The sequence below is a fragment of the Bacillus sp. CH30_1T genome (assembly GCF_008364765.1).
Classification (GTDB): Bacteria; Bacillota; Bacilli; order Bacillales; family Bacillaceae_B; genus Rossellomorea.
Map to the genome: position 1 here is coordinate 290,058 of NZ_VTUY01000003.1, position 18,671 is coordinate 308,728.

The window sequence follows — 18,671 nt, forward strand, 5'->3', positions numbered from 1 at the left end:
GGGTGTTTTTTTATTTAAAGGTATTGTGAAACCATAAGCCGAATTTAAACGTATATAGACTAATATTCGGAAAAGGTGGAGATTACTTACATGGAGAAGACAATACTGGAATTTGAAAATTATTTATTTGGTCTTAAAGGAAATAAGCAGGGAATAATTAAGATGCCAAAGGAATATTATGAATTAACTAATGAAAGATTGAAAGTTACGAAGCAGGGTATGATTACAGAAACTAAGAGTGATATTGAGTTATATAGAATCAAAGACATAACTGTTAAGCAGAAAATGAAAGATAAGGTTATGGACGTTGGTGATATTGAGATCATTAGTACAGATAGTTCAGATCCTGTATTGGTGTTGAAGCAGGTAAAGAGTCCTAATGAGGTTAGGGAAAAGATTAGAGCAGCAACGAAGGAAGCTAAGGATTTAGTTGGAGTATCATATAGGCAAGATTTGTAGGCATTCACTTTTGTGAGTGTTTTTTTTTATTTTGGAAGGGAGTGTTACGTAGATGATTGCAGCAGAATTAATTGAGAATACAAATAAGGTATTTTTTGAATGTGAGCTAAAAAGGATTTTGATGGATATCAAGCCTAAAAACTTAATTGATATAAAATACACTGTTACAGGAAATCCAGTGATTGATAAAGTCATTCCTGATCCGATACATTATTCAGCACTGGTTGTTTACAATGAATAAGGTGTAATTTTACATTTATATATTAAGTCAAAGGTTAAGGAGGTGGCGTGATGCCTAGAGCAGAAAAGAGTAAGCGTGATGAATTGACGTTTCAACAGCGTAAATTTGTGAATGAGTATTTGAAGCATGGAATAGGCAGGAATGCTTGTATATCAGCAGGTTACAGTGAAAAGAGTGCAGATAGTATGGCTAGTCAATTACTAAAGCTTCCTAAGATTAAGAAAGCAATCGAGGCAAAGGAAAAAGAATTTGAAATGGCTGCAATTATCACTAAAGAAAAAATACTATCTGAGATTTTAAATATAGCCGAAGATAAAGAAGCTACCAGATCAGAGAAGCTAAATGCACTTAAATTGCTGGGTCAACACTTAGCTATGTTCACTGATAAACAGATTGTTCAAACTGAAAAAGGTAATCCATTTGAAAATTTATCAGATGAAGAAATCATGAAAATGGCAGAGGAATCACAGCGATTTAAAAAGCAAGGTTAATAAAATGAATTTTTTATTGTATCTTTTGAGTGTACCCTCTTGATACATTTTGAGACTGTTGATATAATAACGTTAACAGTGTATCAAATACATGTATCATAAATGGAGGGTGTAACGATGACAATTTACGGTTATGCAAGGGTATCCAGCCGTCAACAAAACTTATCAGCTCAGATCAATCAATTAAAAGAATTTGGTTGTGAAAGAATTTATAAGGAAAAAGTGAGTGGACGTAAAAAGGATAATCGAGAAGAGTTTAACAAGATTCTTGAAAAAGTTTCTGATGGTGATGTCATTGTAGTAACTAAATTGGATCGTTTTGCTAGGAGTACTAAAGATGCCTTATCCACAATTGAACACTTAAATAACATAGGTGTTGGACTTGTCATTTTAAATATGGGCGGGGATAAGGTTGATACATCTACAGCAATAGGAAAGCTAATGATTACTGTCTTGTCTGGTATCGCTGAGTTTGAAGCTGATATGATTAGAGAAAGGCAAATAGAAGGAATTGCAGAAGCTAAAGAGCGAGGAGTGTACAAAGGAAGACCAAAGAAGTATACAGATAAGAATCAACGGTTACAACATGCTTTAGAATTATTTGCTGAAAGAGATAAGAATAAGAAGACTGTAGACCAAATTGCAAAAATAACAGGTGTAAGTAGAGCAACAATATATAGGGAATCAAAGAAGGCTGACCACAAATAGGTGACAGTCTTTTTTCTATGTTTGGGGGTGTATTGGCATAGACATTGAAGCATTAAAGCAGCAATTAGCAATTCAGCGTGAATGGAAAATAAGACAGGCTAGGAAGTCATTCTGGGAGTTTTGTAAGGTAGTTGATCCTAAATTCTTCAAGCCGAATAGAACACATTTAAAGACTATCTGTGACGCTTTTCAGGGGATTTATGAAGGAACAATTATTAACAAGAATACAGGTAAGCCTTATAAAAAGATGGCATTATCAGTACCTCCCGGACATGGGAAATCCTATATTGCTATCAAATTTTCACAATGGGCATATGGTCAAGATGTTAATAATCAAATTATATCCGTTTCCTACAATGAAAAACAAAGCACCAAATTTGCAAGGGGTGTTCGTGATGGGATTATGGAAAGGTCATCTTCACCTACTGAATTAACTGTTTATGATATTTTCCCTCATGTAAAAATTAAACGTGGGGATGCAAGTGTAGAGGCATGGTCACTAGAAGGTAGATACATGTCTTATTTAGCAACTTCATTTAATGCCACTTTAACAGGAAACCGAGGAAATATAGGTATTATAGATGATCCAGTAAAAGACCACTATGAAGCATTTAATGAAGAAGCCTTGCAGACTAAATACGAATGGTACAATGATACCTTTTTATCTCGAATGGTTGAGGGTGCGATTCAAATAGTCATTCAAACAAGATGGAGCACCAAGGATTTAATTGGACGATTATTAGCAAGGTTTCCTGATGAATGGTATGAGCTTGTTTTACCTGCCTGTTTAGATGAGAAAAAGGAAGAAATGCTATGTCCTGAATTAATGAGTTTTGAGCGTTATATGAGCCTTAAAAATGGTGATACCTCTTTACCTATATTCCTAGCTAACTATCAACAGGAATGTATTGATGTACAAGGCAGACTATACAAGAATCTTAAATTATATAGTGATGTTCCTAGAGATAAACAAGGTGATCCAGCCTTTGATGAGATTATCGCATATATTGATACAGCAGACCAAGGCAATGACTATCTATGTTGTATTGTTTCAGGAGTTTATAAAGGGGAACTATACATTCTTGATGTATATTACACAAAAGAAGGAATGGAAGTTACTGAGCCTGATACAGCAAAGATGTTATACAGGAACAAAGTAAACGTAGCTAAATTTGAGTCCAATAATGGTGGTCGTGGATTTGCTCGTAATGTAGAAAGATTGCTATGGGAAAATCACAAAACTAAAAAGGTAGCTGTAGAGTGGTTTCATCAATCCAAAAAGAAAATCACTCGTATTATGGTTGCTTCCACATTTGTTATGGAACATGTCTATTTTCCTGAAGATTGGGAAGTGCGTTTCAAAGAATTTGCAGCAGCTATACTTTCTTTCCAAAGAGAAGGTAAAAACAAAAAAGATGATGCTCCAGATACATTAACCGGATTAGTTGAAATGGTTGGAAGTCAGAAAGCATCTATCAAGCTATTCAAAGGAGGGTTGTAATTGATATTAATACATCCAGTAGAAGAAGAGATTAATGGGGAAGTAGTACAGAAGTTTATTGATCTGCATAAGGCAGAAGTTCCAAGGTATAAAAAGTTAAAAAATCTGTATGAAAGTAAAGCACCTATCCTATCTCAAGATGATAAGGAGCAATTCAAACCAGACAATAGGCTAGTTGTAAACTTTGCAAAATACATAACGGATACTTTTAATGGTTACTTCATCGGTATTCCTGTAAAGGTATCTCATGATGACGAATCAGTTAATGAGCGAGTAGAAACATTTCAATCAATGAATGATATGGATGACAACATGGCAGAGTTATCTAAAATTACAAGTATATATGGTCATGGATTTGAATTCTTGTATCAAGATGAGGATTCACTTACAAACTGTATCTACAATAGTCCATTAGATATGTTCATTGTTTATGATGATACGATTGCTCAGAAGCCTTTATTTGCTGTCAGGTATCAAACTACTGATGACGGTATCAAAGGTCAATTATTTACAACAGAAGAGGAAATAACGATATCAGAAGGTAAAGATGGATTAATCCTATCCGATAACAAGTCTCATTATTACAATGGTGTTCCGGTAATCGAATACATAGAAAATGAAGAAAGACAAAGTATCTTTGAATCTGTAGAAACAATGATCAATGCATTTGATAAAGCTATTTCAGAAAAAGCAAACGATGTAGATTACTTTGCCGATGCTTATTTATTGTTATTGGGTATGGAATTAGATGAGAAGACACTTCAAAAAATACGGGATAACAGAATTATCAACATGTATGGTAAGAATGAAGATGTGAAGAATCTAGTTGCAAAATTCCTAGATAAGCCTAATGCAGATGACAATCAAGAACATTTATTGGATCGTCTAGAAAGGCTTATTTTCCAAATGAGTATGACAGCAAATATTAATGATGAATCTTTTGGGAATGCAACAGGAATAGCTCTTGAATATAAACTGCAACCAATGAAAAACCTTGCAATCATGAAGGAAAGAAAATTCATAAGTGGAATGAATAGACGTTTTAGAATGGTATTTAATTTACCTACAAATATAAAAGTGTCCAATAAAGACGAATGGAGAAATCTGTCATACCAATTCACGAGAAATCTTCCTAGAAATATTGCAGAAGAGGCTGAAACTGCTGGCAAACTTAAAGGAATTGTTTCTGATGAAACTTTACTTAAGATAATATCCATTGTTGATAATGTTAAAGAAGAATTGGAACGTAGGAATCAGGAAAAGAATGAGGCAGGATTTAAAACTAATTCCAATGGAGATTTTGAAACAGGTGATCAATGATGGCAAACAATAAAGCCTATTGGGAAAAGCGGATGGTTCAACTTTACAACGCTCAGGACAAGCGAGATGCCAAATTTGATAAGAAAATGAGAAAAGAATATTACAGGTTAGAATCCGATATTCAAAAGGATATAGCTAGTTATTATCAAAAGTACGGTAAAAACGATATCATTGAGTTTCGTAAGTTAGTTGTCCAATTATCCGATTCTGAGCGTAATTTACTATTCAGGGACTATGAGGAATTCATGAGAAGGAATCCAAAGTATAGGAATCTCATGCCTGTCAGGGAATCCATATACAAGTTGAATAGATTAGAAGGTTTACAGTTATCCATCCGTATGAAAATGATGGAGTTAGGTACATTTGAACAAGAAGGCTTTGAAAAGTTACTTCAAGAGGCTTATCAATCAGGGTACTTATCCAGTATGAAAGGATTAGTCAATACTCCTGCATTCTTCAATGTGAATTCTGAAGTTATGATGCAAACAATCAATGAAAAATGGATTAACGGTGAGAATTTCTCAGACAGGATCTGGAAGAATAAAGAGAAATTAATCAACACTCTAAACAATGAAATACGTGACGGTATTATCCGTGGTGACAGTTATAAGAAGATGGCTCAAATCATCCAATATCGTACAGGTGTTGGTGCTTCTAATACTATGGCATTAGTTCAGACTGAAAGTGCATTTGTGCTTAATCAGGCTAATAAACAAGCCTTCATGGATGCTGGTGTTTTACGGTACGAAGTTTCAGCCGTTATGGATAAAAAGACTAGTCCAACATGCAGAAATATGGACGGGCAGCAATTTGAGTTTAAGGATGCCAAAGTAGGAGTTAATTACAGTCCTTTTCATACTCGTTGCAGAACAACACAAATACCTATAGAAAACGACAGCTAATTAAACATAGGCTGTCGTTTTATTGTTCATCAATCTATTTGTTCTAGAGATACAATCGCACTAGTTTTATAGACTTTTGTTTTATATGGATCTTCTTCATTAACTGTAAAGAATTTATTCTTAGCAAAGACACTAGTCAGCTCAGGGATATATCCATCATGAATATGGAAATATTCGTCCAAAATAATCGGCTTACTTTTAGAACAAAATGTTTCGTCTTTATGCTCTGTAAGCGTGATAGGAAAAATAATGGAATTTTTATCTACAGTCAACTTTTCACCATTTGATAAATGAATATTTACTTTAGCATCCAAATTAAACACCTCCTCATACCCATGATAGGTGACATTGGAATATTTGTCCATAACCGTGCTGGCGACATTAAACTGCATGAGTATAAAGCCCACCAAGGCTATAAAGAGTGTTGTTAGGAGGTAATTATTATGGAAACAAAGGATTTACTACATTTAGACTTACAGTATTTTGCTGACGATAATAATCAATCTGATGATAATAATGATTCAAATAATAATCAAGATAATCAGAATCAAAATGATCAATCCGATGATAAGAATCAATCAGTGAAAACTTACAGCGAAGAAGAAGTACAAAAAATGGTTAAAGAACGTGTTGCCCGTGAAAAGAAAGCAGCAGAAAAAGCGGTAGAAGAGGCTAAGAAATTAGCCAAAATGAATGAAGATGAAAAGCGGAAGTATGAATTTGAACAGATTCAAAAAGAATTAGATGAATACAAGCGAAAAGATTCTTTTAATGGTTTGTCTAAGGAAGCTTCTAAAATGCTTTCTGAACATCAAATTACTGCTGATGATGAATTGCTTGCCTTTGTTGTTAAAGAATCAGCAGAGGATACGAGAGTAGCCGTAAATTCATTTGTATCCCTTATCAATGCAAAAGTTGAAGAGGGAGTTAAGAAGGCATTAGCAGGTAAACCACCAAAGGTTAATACAAACAATAAAGCATTAACCAAACAACAAATTATGGATGAAAAAGATGCTATTAAGCGTCAAAAATTAATTAACGAGAACATTCATTTGTTCCAAAAATAGGAGGAAATAAAAAATGGCAGAAGTAAATTTACAAGTACAAGGTGATTTCTCAAAAGCACAATCAATCGATTTTGTAGAAAGGTTCGGATCAAACTTATCTAAACTAATTGAAGCACTAGGAGTTACTCGCAGAATGCCTGTAGCAAATGGTATGACACTTAAAACTTACACGTCTTCAGTCACAATGGCAGCAGATGATTCAGTTGGTGAAGGTGAAGTTATTCCACTTTCTAAAGTTCAGACTCAAGAGGGTCCTTCAATTGAACTAGCATTCAAGAAATATCGTAAAGCAGCATCCGTAGAAGCGATTCAAAAGCATGGTTTTGATCAAGCTATAGTACAATCTGATGAAAAATTACTCCGTGAAATTCAAAAAGGTGTACGTGTTTCATTCTTTGATTTCTTAGCTACAGGTACTGGTTCAGCATCAGCAGAAAACCTTCAAGGTGCATTTGCTCAAGCATGGGGTCAAATTCAAGTGAAATTTGAAGATGATGCTGTTCAAACAGTAGCATTTGTTAACCCACTTGATATTGCAGATTATCTTACTAAAGCAGAAGTATCTGTTCAAACTGCATTCGGTCTACAGTATATCCAGAACTTTGCAGGGGTAGATACAGTAATCATTAACTCTTCAGTTCCAAAAGGTACTGTCTATGCTACAGCACCTGAAAACATTGTACTTGCTTACGTTCAAATTTCTGGTGGAGAAATCGGTAAAGCATTTGATTTCACTACTGAAGAACTTGGTTTGATTGGTGTAACTCATGATATTGCAAAGAAACAACTTACTGCAGAAACAGTAGCTCTTTCTGGTGTCAAATTGTTTGCAGAGCGTCTTGATGGTGTTGTTAAAGTTGCTATTACACCAGCAGTCTAATTAAAGAAAGGATGAAGCTAAATGGCATATAAAGTAGTCACTAGCTTCTTTGATAAAGAGGACAATAAACGCTTGTATGAGGTAGGTCAATCCTATCCTCGTACAGGCTTTGAGCCCTCTGAAGAAAGAATTAAATTGTTATCAACAGTTGATAATGACGAGAAAACTATTTTTATCAAAGAGGTTAAAAAGAAGAAATCTGAACCAAAGAAAAGCGGTAAGTAATTATGGCTATTGGAAACAGAGTATTAATACGTAAGCCTGAGATTAATCCGGATTTATTACAGGAGTTAGAAACTACAGCAACTGATCGCATCAAAATTCGATTAGGTGTTTCTGAGTTACCTTCTGAAATGGAATCCATAGCGGTTGAAGTGATTTGTGCTATGTACAATAAGTCACATTATGAAGGTATTAAAAATGAAAATGCTGACACATTCAGTGTTTCCTTTGTAGATGATATTCTTAAAGAATACGAGTCAGATTTCCAACTATATAAAGAGAATAAATCCAAGCAAGAAAATGTAAATAGAGGGGTGTTGAGATTCCTATGAGATTCTTACCCCTTTACTTGTATGCCAATCAAGAAGTTGGCAAGGATCAATTAAATAATCCAATTAATGAACTTGTTCAGATTGGTGAATCGGTTGGTCGGTTTTCAAATTGGACTAGTAAGGAAGTAGCTTTAGATAAACGAGATATTACTGCGAATAGTCGTAAGATACTTACTCGTGAATCTAAAGCTAATTTATTGCTTGCAGATAAGGTTAAATTTGAGCATAAATACCATTCAATTAAAGAAATCATTGGTGACGATTACTCACGTTGGAGAATCATTATTGTAAATCGTTATGGAAGTGATTCACAATGAGAATTGAATGGGAAGGTACTGATAAATTAGCTAGAAAACTTCTTGAAAAAAGTGAAGAGGATTTTATTTCAGTAAATCAAAAGAATACTAGAGATATATACTCCCGTTCCCAAAAACAAGGTGGAACACCTATTGATACGACTGAACTAAGAATGTCTGCACAATATCGAGGGGATGAAGTTGGCTACAACAAAGAATATGCTCCTCATGTGGAATATGGTCACAGGATGAAGCAAGGCGGGTATGTGCCAGGTCAATATTATCTAAAAAGAAACGTTGATACTCAAAGACCAATTTATAAGCAAGATTTAAAGGACAAGTTAAAGGAGTGATACCGTGATACAGAAGTTGTCATTTACAACTGTACTATCATCCATCATACAAAAGGTAGAGGAGAACACAGGTTTACGTTGTTATGACAGTATTCCGGCTAACGCTCCTGTACCTTTTTATTATGCTGAAATCGTGGGTCAATTACCTGATCCAAGTAAAACAATGCTTAAGGAAAGATATCAAGTATTTATCCATGTATTTGCTGATGGTTCAAATGGTTCTGTTCCTGTATTTGATGGCATTCAAAAGCTTGAAGAAGCAATGTCAGAAGCTATTGAATTACCAGAAGAGTATGAAGTGGTTATACAGGTTCCTAATGGAGTACAAAGAATTATGGATGAAGAAGATGGAAATAAACATGCGGTAATGGGTTATGACTTTGTAATCTTTTATGGCTACAAAATGAAAATATAGGAGGAAATAATAATGAGTCAAGAACTATATACAGAGTTAAGTGGAAAATTAGGAAAAGCCATTGCAGGTAAAGATATCTTGTTATCTATTTGGGACACAACAGGTAGCACTTTGTTAGCTGTTGCAGGTCAACAAGGTCTTACAATCAATCGTGATAAAGATACAATCGAAGTTACTTCAAAGGATAGTGAAGGTGGTTGGAAACAAAATATTGTCGGCATGAAGGAATGGTCGATTGATAACGATGGTGTTTATGTTCGTGATCATGATTCTCATAAGAAACTAAAGGATCTTTTCGATGGTGATGAACCAGTGTTACTTAAAGTTACAAACCAAAAAGCTAAAACTGAAATGCTTGGTGGTATGGCATTTTTAACAAGTTACCCGATTGAAGCCCCATACGATGATGCTGTAACTTACTCAGCTTCATTCACTGGTACAGGTGCTTTGGTTGATCTTGAAGATACGGCAATTCCAGTTACGCCATAATAAATTAGGGAGAGTTGATAATTAATGTTTGAAGTAAAAGGAAATACATACACGTTAAAATACAATACGAAAAAGTTGAAGACAATTGAAATGGTAACTAAAACAAGTGTAGTTGGAGAGGTTACTAAGAATAATGGAGTAATGCCTATCAGCATTCTTGAAGCACTCTTTTCACTAGCTTTGGTTGAAGAAGCAACTAATCAAGCGGTTAAGCAAAAAGAAGCAGTTGAAATGTTCGAGAATCTAATTGAAGAGAATGGACTAATCACTGTTAACATGGCTATTGTGGAGAAACTTAAAGATGATATGGGTTTTATGTTCCGTTAGAGCTGGTCGCAAGTGATCTGCCTAACAATTACGAACCTACACCTGAAGAAATAAGAAAACATGAATTAGCTAGGGATTTCTCTTATGAGAAAGAACTAGCTTTTTTTATTGTTCAGATTGGGATGTCGAGAGAAGAGTTCGATAATCTGACTGATAAAGAGAAGATGTTTATTAAGAAAGAACACGAAAACAAATTTATCTCTGATACTACTTGGCTTAGAAATGCAGTTCTTAATGCTGAAGCAAATATCAATCGAGGTAAGAATAAGAAATTCCTCGAGTTGTTCCCTAGAAAGCAAGTAGCCAATAAGGAATATAACGAAAACGCAATCAAGAACATTATAGAAATGGAAGAAACCAACGGAAAAAGTTGGGTTGATCGCATCTATAAGGCAAATGGAATGAAAAAGCCTATCTCTAAGGAAAGGAGAAAATAGATGGCTGATTATACATTAAGTGCAAAAATTACAGGAGATGCCAGAGGGTTTAACAAAGCGTTTAAAAGTGCTAATGATACTCTTCAGAATCTGTCCGATAAAACCAAGGAGATTGGCGAAAAGGTCAATCAAATGGGACAGAAAATGACTGTAGCAGGTGCAGGAATTACTGCTGGAATAACTACTCCATTTATAGGAGCAATAAAAACTACTGCAGATTTTGATACTGCTATGAGAAAAGCCGGAGCAATCGCTGGAGCATCAGCAACAGATTTAGATGCAATGACTAAATCAGCCTTAGAGTTAGGTGCTACTACATCATTGTCGGGTTCTGAGGTTGCTATAGCCATGTCAGAAATGGCGGCTAAAGGATTTGATGCTAAACAAACTATTGCTTCCATGCCCGGTGTAATTGCAGCAGCAGAGGCTTCAGGTGAAAATTTAGCTTTAACTGCTGATGTAGTGGCTAGTGCCTTGAATGGTTTTGGATTAGAAGCTGGTCAATCAAGTAAGGTTGCAGATATTTTAGCAATGGCAGCTAATAAAACTGCAGCTGGAGTTGGTGACATGGGTTATGCCTTCAAGTATGCAGCACCTGCGGCTTCTAGTTTAGGAATCGGTATTGAAGAATTAGCAGCAGCAACAGGTATAATGACAAACGCTGGTATGGAAGGATCTCAAGCTGGGACGACACTTAGAATGGCATTTAACCGATTGGCTGCACCAACAAGTGAGGCTGAATCAGCCATGTCAGGTTTAGGTTTTAGTGCTATTGATGCACAAGGAAACTTTAAACCATTGAATCAAATTGTTGGTGAATTAAGCAGTTCGATGGATGGTATGACCGAAGCTCAGAAATTAGCAGCCTTATCAACTATATTTGGTACTGAGGCAGCGAGTGGAATGTTAATTCTATTAAATGAAGGACAAGAAGGTTTGAAAGGGTTAACGAAAGAGCTTGAAAACTCAGAGGGTGCTAGTGCAGCAGCTGCTGAACAAATGAAAGCCGGAATAGGGGGAGCATTAGAAAATCTAAGTGGCGCAGTTGAATCTGCAACCATTAGTGTCATGAGTCAATTAACTCCCTTCATTACTGATCTAGCTAAATGGACAACAGGAGTAGTTGACAAATTTAATAGCTTAGATGATGGGACTAAGAAAGTAATCGCTATTTCGGCTGGAGTATTAGCTGCGATGGGTCCAGTCTTAATCTTCCTTGGTCTTCTAACTATGGGATTCGGTGGATTAGTATCAACTGTAGGCTTCTTGATCAGTCCTATTGGATTAGTGGTAGGTGCATTATTGGCACTTGGAGCAGCCTTTGGCTTCCAAATGGCTACAAATGAATCGTTTAGGAATAATACCATGTCTGTATTTGATTCCATTTTAAATAAAGTTACAGGTGTTATTAATACGATTATTCCTATAATTCAAGGTTTGTGGGCTACTGTACAGCCTGTACTATCTCAAGTTGCTAGTTCATTGGGTTCTCCCTTTAGCAATGCTATTCCAATAGTAATTAGCGTCCTAACTACACTAGGATCTCAAATAGGTTCAGTATTCACAGCTATTTGGGGGATTATTCAGGCAGTAATTCCTATATTCACAACATTTTTCTCAAGTATCACTAGCGGTTTTAGTTCTGCTGGAGGAGTTGGAAGTGGATTTGGAATTCAGTTAGCTTCTATCTTGTTAGGACTTAATCCAATTGTAAAAATAGTTATTGCCTTGTTTCAAAACTTTGGTACAGATATTGTTGGGGCTTTTCAAGAAATATCAACAATGGTAATTCCGGTTGTTGCAACAATAGGTACGGCAATTGGACAACTTGCTAGTGCAATCATACCAATACTAATGCAAGCTCTTGCAACTCTAATTCCAATCATCTTGCAAGTTGGAATGACATTTATGTCCATTATCCAAACAGTGTTACCTGTGCTTATTTCACTGATCAATCAACTTGTACCTATCATTACACAAATAGTAGTGATTTTTGCAGGTATTATTGCACAAGTAATTCCATTAGTGGGAGTGCTTTTAAGTGCTTTACTTCCTGTGATTTCAAGTTTGATTACTACATTTATGAATATTGTTTCCACAGTCGCACCAGCACTCATTGCTATTATTCAGGTAATCATGTCGGTGGTTCAAGCTCTTGTACCTGTATTCATAAGTATTTTGACTGTAGTAATCAATGTGTTTGCCAGCATTATCTCTGTTATTAGCCCAATTGTTGCTTTTATTGGAGGTATTATCACTGCAGTGATGGCAATTATTGTACCAATCGTTGTATTTATCGCTGGAATAATTACATCTATCATCAGTGTTATAACTCCAATTATTGTAATTATTACAGGGATCTTCAATACTGTATTCAATGTAGTGAGTGGTGTTTTCAGAAATATTTCCACATTCATTGGTGTTGCAATTAATACTATCGGTACAGTCATCAGTGGATTAAGTTCAACTGTATCAGGCATCTTTAATACAATATTTAGCATTGTTTCAAGAATCATGAGCAAGGTGTCTAAAACGGTAACTGGAGTATTCACAGCCATTCAAGGTGCGTGGGGTGGTTTAACATCCTTTGTGAGTGGAGTGTTTAGTGGAATTTCCGGAGCAGTAAGTGAACTGGTTGGACAGGTCAAAGGCTTTATTAATGGAGTCATTGGTGGCATTAACAGTGCGATTGGACTTATCAATAAAATTCCTGGGGTTGAGATAGGTAAGATCCCATATCTGGCTCGTGGCACAGATGATTGGCAAGGTGGATTCGCAAGGATTAACGAAGGTGGACGTGGCGAGATTGTTAATATGCCAAATGGTACACAAGTTATTCCTCATGATGTATCCATGAAATATGCAAGAGAGGCAGCACAAGCAAGTCATCAATATGGAGGTAATCAAGGAGAATCCTATAACAATGAAGTAACTGTAACACTTAATTACAATGGTTCAGGTAGTGAAGAGGATGCTTATCAAATGGTTGAATATCTTGACACTGAATTACATAGAAGATGGCAAAATAATTTAACTTTGAAGGGGGTTAAGTGATGAATGTCACTATAACAACTTTGGGTGGGGAAGTCTATGACTTCTCTGCTCATGGCATTAAAACAATCGACTTCAATCCTGATTCCCCTTCTCACAGAGAAAAGACAGATGAAGTTGAGGGAATGCATGGAGTAATTGATTTTAGTGAAACATTGTTACCCAGACCAATTAAAAGTAGGTTTTATCTGGAAGCAATTGATAATGTTGATTATGTGTTGAAAAGAAATGAAATCTTTAAGTTATTAAGCAGAAAAGATCCATTTTACATACAAAGTGATACTGAGAGTGGGAAGAGATGGAAAGTTAAATCAACAGGTACATACTCATTTGAAAGAATTATGGCTAATAAGGGATTCTTCAATGTAGACTTTACCTCTTTCCTGCCATTTGCTGAGAGTGTGGGAACAACTCAAGATGACTTTGCTTTCTCATCTGGTTTATGGCAAGTAGGTCAAGGATTAACCACATTAGAGGAAATGAAATATACTCATTCCACAACTGATTTTCGTATCTACAACGCTGGAGATACGAAAATCTACCCACAGTATTTACCTTTAATTATTACGTTTACTGGCGCTTCATCAAACTTGAAAATTGAAAACCTTACAACTGGTGATGTTTTTAACTACAACGGAAGTACAACAACAAGTGACGTGATTAAAATTGACGGTGTAAGACCAACCAAAAACAGTCTCGGGATAGTAAGACAAACAAATAAAAAAGTGATTACAATCGCTGAAGGTTGGAATGACTTCAGGATAACGGGAGCAACGAGTCCATTTGAGATATCGTTTGACTTCCGTTTTTATTATGTGTAAAGGAGGTATAACATGGCAAGATTCAAAAGATTAGGGGATGATCTGAACGCTAATTTCAGAAATGATTACAATGAAAACATTGGTTTAATTGAAAATGATGTTGATCAATCCCTTTTAGATTCATCTTATGCCAAACAACAGGCTGAATCAGTTAAGGAAGAGTTTGACAAGGTGGTAGCAGAGGCAGGATCAAATAATCCTGAAGTGGTTCAAGCTCGTGGTGAATTTGAAAATTTAAATCAAAGATTAGAAGGTAATTATAATTCCCTTAATGCACAGTTGGCAGACATAGCGATAATAAACGTTAAACAATTCGGGGCAGTCGGTGACGGTGTGACGGACGATACTATCGCCATTCAAAACGCATTTAACGCTTCCGAGGGGAAGCAGGTTGACATCCCCAGTAATTACAATTGTTTAGTCTCACAGCCTATCACTTTACCCAATAATGTCATAATCAACTGTAAAGGCGAGTTCAAGTGTACTGGAGATTTTGATTATTGGTTTAGTGCCAACAACCCAAATCGCATTGTTTTTGAACGTATAAAAGCAACGGTGACAATCCCGTTTTCTAGCAGGACTAAATACAATCGAGTCATCAGGTGCGATAATCCCAAATACTTTGAGGTTAAAGTTGCTGAAATTATAGGAGCTTCAACTGCAATCCACTCACTAAATGGTGAAGATTTTATTTGTGGGGATATTACATTAAAAAACGTTTACGGTAAAGAGGCACAATATGGGTATGGAATAAACACATCTGCTAAACGTACTACCATTAAAACACTTAATGTAATTAATGACGACACAACTCACGGGCGACACGCTATATATATAAACGGGTCACAATGGGAAAATGTTGATATTGGTTACATCTATGTTAAAAACTTCAATAAAAACCCTATAAACATAGCTAATACAGATATCAACGCAAAGGCAAGTTTACATGTCGGTACAGCAGTATTTATAAACGCAAATATTGAGCCTACCGTTGATTCAACGGGATGTATTCATGGAGCTGATGAAAATGGAGCGAATATAAGGATCACCATAGACAATATGCACGTAAACGGCATTGGTGGAGTAGCGGTAGGGTCACAAGGGGTTAATGACGGATTCCGAATAGGCAACTTATATGCTGAAAACTTACCGCCTGCAGCATTTACTAACACATCGTTGGTATATTTACGTTATGGTAGCAATAAACAAGTTGGCAAAGTAGTCTGTACAGGATTAAATACAAATTGGTTAACTGCGGTTTACATTAGAGACTCTACAAATGCCATTGTTGATGATGTCACTGTAAATGGATCACTTGGATCTCAAGCAGTTAGATTGGTGAACTCTACCGTAACTGTGGGGAGTGTCCAATCTGATATAGAAAAAGTACTTAATTCAGGCTCGACTTTGAAATATAAACAACTTCAGCAAACATTCAACTATGGAGGAGCAGCACCTACTACTGGAACATGGAAAAAACGAGATATTATTTGGAATTTAAATCCTACTGCCAGTGGGTATCTTGGTTGGATATGTGTAGCTGACGGAACACCGGGAACTTGGAAAGGTTTCGGATTAATCGAAGCTTAATGTACAATCGGAAATAAAAAGTGCAATAAGGATACGTAAGAAAAAGAGAGCAACATAAAAAATATTTAGTGTTATGAGTCCAGTTATGGACTCTTTATTTTGTGGAAAGGAGGAAGATATTTGTTAATAGTAACTGACTTAAATGGAGAAAGTGAATCGCTAACTGGCTTTACTAAACTCAAAAGAAAGAGAAGAGTAAATGGAGAGAGAACGATTCGCTTTATCCTTTTTTCTTTAACTCAAAATGAATACGCATATCCACTAGTGCAACAAGAGAGCTTGATTGAGTTAGCTGGTGAAGAATACAGAATTAAATACGTGAAGGAACACATGAAGGGTAAAGTTCTGATTAAGGAAGTAGAGGCAAATCATACCTTCTTTGATCTGATAAATTCACGAATTTACACAAAGATTTCAGGAAGCAAATCTCTATTTGAAATACTCAATTTTATATTTAAAGATACTGATTATACTTTTTCAATTGTTGAAAGTGTGCCTAACAAGACTTGGGAAGAGTTTGGTGAGGACAATCGTTTATCATTACTTCAAGATGTTCTTAAAAGCTATAGTGTTGAATTTGAGCGTAATGGCACTCACTTGACATTTAAATCTGAAATTGGCTCTAAATTAGACGTTCAGTTTAGATATAGTCATAACATAAAGACGATAAGTCATGAGATTGATTCTAATGACTTATCCACTTATATCAAAGGATATGGTAAAGATGGGTTTGAAGTTGAATATTATAGTCCTCTTTATGAGAATTATGACATACTTCATGAAGCTCCTGAAGTGAGAGATGAGCGTTACACTAATGCAGATAGCCTCTTGGAACGTTTGAAGCGTGAAATAAACGATACTCCAAACCTTTCGATAACAGTGGATTACCTGGATCTGAGAAGGAATGGATATCCGTATGAGGTGGTTAATGAAGGTGACTACATACTTTTAATACATGAGCCATTAAATATTGATTTAGATGCACGAATTGTTGAAATTGAAGAAGAGTTTAATTTAATGCTTGAGCCAATTAATACAAAGGTTACGCTTTCTAACTATAGTAGTAATACTTCTGATGAATTTGTTAATTTTTCAAAGACTCAGAAACAAGTAAACTCGCTATTCAATGGAAATGCTAAACTTCCTTATAACGTCTTAGATGACGCTGTAAAACGCTCAACAGAAGCATTGCAATCAGCTCAAACAGAACTTGAATTTGTTAATGGTATCATTGGTCGCTCCAAGATTGATCCAAATCAACTAACTATTTTAAACTCAGAAGGTTTTGGAATTAGTAAGGATGGCGGTCAAACGTTTACAGAAGCGATAACTGCTGATGGATTCAATCTTTCTGCTGGTGCTATCGGTACTCTAGACGCTAATAATGTAACGATATTTGGTGGAGATGCAACAGATTATACTCGAATAGAAGGATCATTTTTAGAGTCAAGAGGTCAATTCACTCGAACATGGCAAGGTAATACTTATAACCATGATGTGTCCTTAGAGTTCCAAAACGGATACTTTGCAGCCCGTAGCCTTAATGATGACAGAAACCTTTATTACTCAAACTTTGGTATTTCAACTTTCGCTAGTGGTAATCAGAATGAATCATCTGGAACAATTGAATTCTTCTCATATGATTATCATCCAACACGAAAGGGATTAACGATTTCATCTGTAGGTGGTGTTGTAGCATTAAGATCAGGTCTTGAAAGAGTCATCATTGATGCATACGACCATGCTTATCTTCGGTCTAATCAGCAACAGGTACGAATACAGCCTCGAAGTCATGTAGTAGGAAACAATACCTTTACATTTCATGTTGTCGATAATGCCGAAGCTAATGAGCAGGATGGCGTCCTATTTTTTGGTTCAGAGAATAATGGGACATGGTCTAGTGGTTTAAGATTCAGTAAAATCTTGAATGGAAATACGCTTTACGTGACCAATGGTGATGGAGATCGTGGAACAGGTAATCTTGAAGCTTTTACTATACGTGCAAATAAATCCTTTATAGGAGCACTCGAAGCACCTACAGATAATGCTTATGTTCAAGTTAATGGTGCATTAAGGGTTACTGATAAAAATGGATTCAATAATGGATCTCCAAACTATCGTGACGTTGCAGCAAGAGATTTGTATGTTTCTGATGTAGAAGCCAGAGATTTACGGGTGAAAAGTATGAGAACGGTGGATTTAAGCTCTAATTTCTATATTGGAGTATCAACTAATGAACTAAGGGTAACGGATAATCTATTCTACAATGGTGGGAACACAGGATATAGACCGATAAGAGCCAGTGAGTTTTTAAATGGTTCTAGCACAACATATAAGTCTAATGTTGAGGATTTAGATGAGAGTGGGCTAGATATATTAAATAATCTTCAAATAAAACGCTATGTACTTCAATCAGATGTAGATAGTGGGCTCTACAACAATTGGCAAGTAGGTGTTATTAGTGAGCTAAGTCCTGAAGTAGCAACAACTGATGGTAAGGCGGTAAATCTTTATAAGATGCTTAGTTATTCGGTTAAAGCTATTCAGGAATTATCAGAAGAAGTTAGTAATCAAAATAAGAGAATAAATGATTTGGAGATGATGCAATGATGAATATTGATGGAAATGTGGTTATACAAAAGTTAGGAAATAGGATTTCACAATTGGAGATTGAACTAGCATTTAAGGAATCTCAATTAGAGGAATTGATGAAACAATTAAATGAGAAAGAACAAGATGGAGCCGAATAAGGCTTTTTTATTTTGCAGT

The 18,671-nt window shown here is 35.7% G+C and carries 23 protein-coding genes; 22 read left to right on the forward strand and 1 reads right to left on the reverse strand.

What is annotated here, in order from left to right:
- Positions 1-90 precede the first annotated feature (90 nt).
- The 7 genes from F0342_RS06900 (at position 91) to F0342_RS06930 (ending at position 5,622) form a co-directional block, all read left to right on the forward strand.
- Positions 91-459, forward strand: coding sequence for a PH domain-containing protein (locus F0342_RS06900; protein WP_149155245.1), 369 nt, complete (start codon positions 91-93; stop codon positions 457-459).
- A gap of 52 nt (positions 460-511) precedes the next feature.
- Entirely contained in the window at positions 512-700 is a 189-nt protein-coding gene (locus F0342_RS06905; protein ID WP_149155246.1) for a hypothetical protein, read from the forward strand.
- 50 nt (positions 701-750) lie between these two features.
- On the forward strand, positions 751-1,191 hold the full coding sequence (locus F0342_RS06910) for a terminase small subunit (protein ID WP_149155247.1): 441 nt from the start codon (positions 751-753) through the stop codon (positions 1,189-1,191).
- 117 nt (positions 1,192-1,308) lie between these two features.
- Positions 1,309-1,899: a recombinase family protein gene (locus F0342_RS06915; protein WP_149155248.1), complete on the forward strand. Its 591-nt coding sequence runs from the start codon at positions 1,309-1,311 to the stop codon at positions 1,897-1,899.
- A 247-nt stretch (positions 1,900-2,146) separates the two neighbouring features.
- Positions 2,147-3,400, forward strand: a complete 1,254-nt coding sequence (terL, locus tag F0342_RS06920) for a phage terminase large subunit (protein ID WP_223145705.1) — start codon at positions 2,147-2,149, stop codon at positions 3,398-3,400.
- The gene (locus F0342_RS06925; protein WP_149155250.1) at positions 3,401-4,720 is read left to right on the forward strand and encodes a phage portal protein; all 1,320 of its coding nucleotides are present in this window, start codon (positions 3,401-3,403) and stop codon (positions 4,718-4,720) included.
- Positions 4,720-5,622, forward strand: coding sequence for a minor capsid protein (locus F0342_RS06930; protein WP_188048439.1), 903 nt, complete (start codon positions 4,720-4,722; stop codon positions 5,620-5,622). Before F0342_RS06925 ends, F0342_RS06930 begins: the two co-directional genes overlap by 1 nt.
- Positions 5,623-5,651: 29 nt before the next feature.
- On the opposite strand, the gene F0342_RS06935 is transcribed toward F0342_RS06930, so the two are convergent.
- On the reverse strand, positions 5,652-5,936 hold the full coding sequence (locus F0342_RS06935; protein ID WP_149155252.1) for a hypothetical protein: 285 nt from the start codon (positions 5,934-5,936) through the stop codon (positions 5,652-5,654).
- A gap of 129 nt (positions 5,937-6,065) precedes the next feature.
- Here F0342_RS06935 and F0342_RS06940 point away from each other — a divergent pair, with 129 nt between their 5' ends.
- The 15 genes from F0342_RS06940 to F0342_RS24735 all read left to right on the forward strand — a co-directional run bounded on the left by F0342_RS06940 (position 6,066) and on the right by F0342_RS24735 (position 18,652).
- Positions 6,066-6,689: a DUF4355 domain-containing protein gene (locus F0342_RS06940; protein WP_149155253.1), complete on the forward strand. Its 624-nt coding sequence runs from the start codon at positions 6,066-6,068 to the stop codon at positions 6,687-6,689.
- Positions 6,690-6,702: 13 nt separating this feature from the next.
- Positions 6,703-7,569, forward strand: a complete 867-nt coding sequence (locus tag F0342_RS06945) for a hypothetical protein (RefSeq protein WP_149155254.1) — start codon at positions 6,703-6,705, stop codon at positions 7,567-7,569.
- 21 nt (positions 7,570-7,590) lie between these two features.
- Entirely contained in the window at positions 7,591-7,794 is a 204-nt protein-coding gene (locus tag F0342_RS06950) for a hypothetical protein (RefSeq protein WP_149155255.1), read from the forward strand.
- Positions 7,795-7,796: 2 nt separating this feature from the next.
- Positions 7,797-8,123 (forward strand): phage head-tail connector protein, encoded by a 327-nt coding sequence (locus F0342_RS06955; RefSeq protein ID WP_149155256.1) that lies wholly within the window; start codon positions 7,797-7,799, stop codon positions 8,121-8,123.
- 17 nt (positions 8,124-8,140) lie between these two features.
- Complete coding sequence (locus tag F0342_RS06960) at positions 8,141-8,440, forward strand: hypothetical protein (protein WP_149155257.1); 300 nt, start codon at positions 8,141-8,143, stop codon at positions 8,438-8,440.
- Complete coding sequence (locus F0342_RS06965) at positions 8,437-8,772, forward strand: HK97 gp10 family phage protein (protein WP_149155258.1); 336 nt, start codon at positions 8,437-8,439, stop codon at positions 8,770-8,772. The genes F0342_RS06960 and F0342_RS06965 overlap by 4 nt, the downstream gene beginning before the upstream one ends.
- A gap of 4 nt (positions 8,773-8,776) precedes the next feature.
- The gene (locus tag F0342_RS06970) at positions 8,777-9,187 is read left to right on the forward strand and encodes a DUF5072 family protein (RefSeq protein ID WP_149155259.1); all 411 of its coding nucleotides are present in this window, start codon (positions 8,777-8,779) and stop codon (positions 9,185-9,187) included.
- Positions 9,188-9,199: 12 nt separating this feature from the next.
- Positions 9,200-9,676, forward strand: a complete 477-nt coding sequence (locus tag F0342_RS06975; RefSeq protein ID WP_149155260.1) for a phage major tail protein, TP901-1 family — start codon at positions 9,200-9,202, stop codon at positions 9,674-9,676.
- A 75-nt stretch (positions 9,677-9,751) separates the two neighbouring features.
- Positions 9,752-10,003: a segregation and condensation protein B gene (locus F0342_RS06980; RefSeq protein WP_262481660.1), complete on the forward strand. Its 252-nt coding sequence runs from the start codon at positions 9,752-9,754 to the stop codon at positions 10,001-10,003.
- Between the two features lie 122 nt (positions 10,004-10,125).
- Positions 10,126-10,440 (forward strand): phenylalanine racemase, encoded by a 315-nt coding sequence (locus F0342_RS06985; RefSeq protein WP_149155262.1) that lies wholly within the window; start codon positions 10,126-10,128, stop codon positions 10,438-10,440.
- On the forward strand, positions 10,441-13,494 hold the full coding sequence (locus F0342_RS06990; protein WP_149155263.1) for a phage tail tape measure protein: 3,054 nt from the start codon (positions 10,441-10,443) through the stop codon (positions 13,492-13,494).
- Entirely contained in the window at positions 13,494-14,312 is an 819-nt protein-coding gene (locus tag F0342_RS06995; RefSeq protein WP_149155264.1) for a phage tail family protein, read from the forward strand. The genes F0342_RS06990 and F0342_RS06995 overlap by 1 nt, the downstream gene beginning before the upstream one ends.
- A gap of 12 nt (positions 14,313-14,324) precedes the next feature.
- Positions 14,325-15,902, forward strand: a complete 1,578-nt coding sequence (locus tag F0342_RS07000) for a hypothetical protein (protein WP_149155265.1) — start codon at positions 14,325-14,327, stop codon at positions 15,900-15,902.
- 120 nt (positions 15,903-16,022) lie between these two features.
- On the forward strand, positions 16,023-18,512 hold the full coding sequence (locus tag F0342_RS07005) for a phage tail protein (RefSeq protein ID WP_188048440.1): 2,490 nt from the start codon (positions 16,023-16,025) through the stop codon (positions 18,510-18,512).
- Positions 18,509-18,652 carry a hypothetical protein gene (locus F0342_RS24735; protein ID WP_188048441.1) on the forward strand — a complete coding sequence of 48 codons (144 nt, stop codon included), beginning with the start codon at positions 18,509-18,511 and terminating at the stop codon, positions 18,650-18,652. The genes F0342_RS07005 and F0342_RS24735 overlap by 4 nt, the downstream gene beginning before the upstream one ends.
- Positions 18,653-18,671: the final 19 nt, after the last annotated feature.

Excerpts from the sequence above, each read along its gene's own strand:
- F0342_RS06900 (WP_149155245.1), top strand. The coding sequence starts at position 91 with ATGGAGAAGACAATACTGGAATTTGAAAATTATTTATTTGGTCTTAAA.
- F0342_RS06905 (WP_149155246.1), top strand. The coding sequence starts at position 512 with ATGATTGCAGCAGAATTAATTGAGAATACAAATAAGGTATTTTTTGAA.
- F0342_RS06910 (WP_149155247.1), top strand. The coding sequence starts at position 751 with ATGCCTAGAGCAGAAAAGAGTAAGCGTGATGAATTGACGTTTCAACAG.
- F0342_RS06915 (WP_149155248.1), top strand. The coding sequence starts at position 1,309 with ATGACAATTTACGGTTATGCAAGGGTATCCAGCCGTCAACAAAACTTA.
- terL (WP_223145705.1), top strand. The coding sequence starts at position 2,147 with ATGGCATTATCAGTACCTCCCGGACATGGGAAATCCTATATTGCTATC.
- F0342_RS06930 (WP_188048439.1), top strand. The coding sequence starts at position 4,720 with ATGGCAAACAATAAAGCCTATTGGGAAAAGCGGATGGTTCAACTTTAC.
- F0342_RS06940 (WP_149155253.1), top strand. The coding sequence starts at position 6,066 with ATGGAAACAAAGGATTTACTACATTTAGACTTACAGTATTTTGCTGAC.
- F0342_RS06945 (WP_149155254.1), top strand. The coding sequence starts at position 6,703 with ATGGCAGAAGTAAATTTACAAGTACAAGGTGATTTCTCAAAAGCACAA.
- F0342_RS06950 (WP_149155255.1), top strand. The coding sequence starts at position 7,591 with ATGGCATATAAAGTAGTCACTAGCTTCTTTGATAAAGAGGACAATAAA.
- F0342_RS06955 (WP_149155256.1), top strand. The coding sequence starts at position 7,797 with ATGGCTATTGGAAACAGAGTATTAATACGTAAGCCTGAGATTAATCCG.
- F0342_RS06965 (WP_149155258.1), top strand. The coding sequence starts at position 8,437 with ATGAGAATTGAATGGGAAGGTACTGATAAATTAGCTAGAAAACTTCTT.
- F0342_RS06975 (WP_149155260.1), top strand. The coding sequence starts at position 9,200 with ATGAGTCAAGAACTATATACAGAGTTAAGTGGAAAATTAGGAAAAGCC.
- F0342_RS06985 (WP_149155262.1), top strand. The coding sequence starts at position 10,126 with ATGTCGAGAGAAGAGTTCGATAATCTGACTGATAAAGAGAAGATGTTT.
- F0342_RS06990 (WP_149155263.1), top strand. The coding sequence starts at position 10,441 with ATGGCTGATTATACATTAAGTGCAAAAATTACAGGAGATGCCAGAGGG.
- F0342_RS06995 (WP_149155264.1), top strand. The coding sequence starts at position 13,494 with ATGAATGTCACTATAACAACTTTGGGTGGGGAAGTCTATGACTTCTCT.
- F0342_RS07000 (WP_149155265.1), top strand. The coding sequence starts at position 14,325 with ATGGCAAGATTCAAAAGATTAGGGGATGATCTGAACGCTAATTTCAGA.
- F0342_RS24735 (WP_188048441.1), top strand. The coding sequence starts at position 18,509 with ATGATGAATATTGATGGAAATGTGGTTATACAAAAGTTAGGAAATAGG.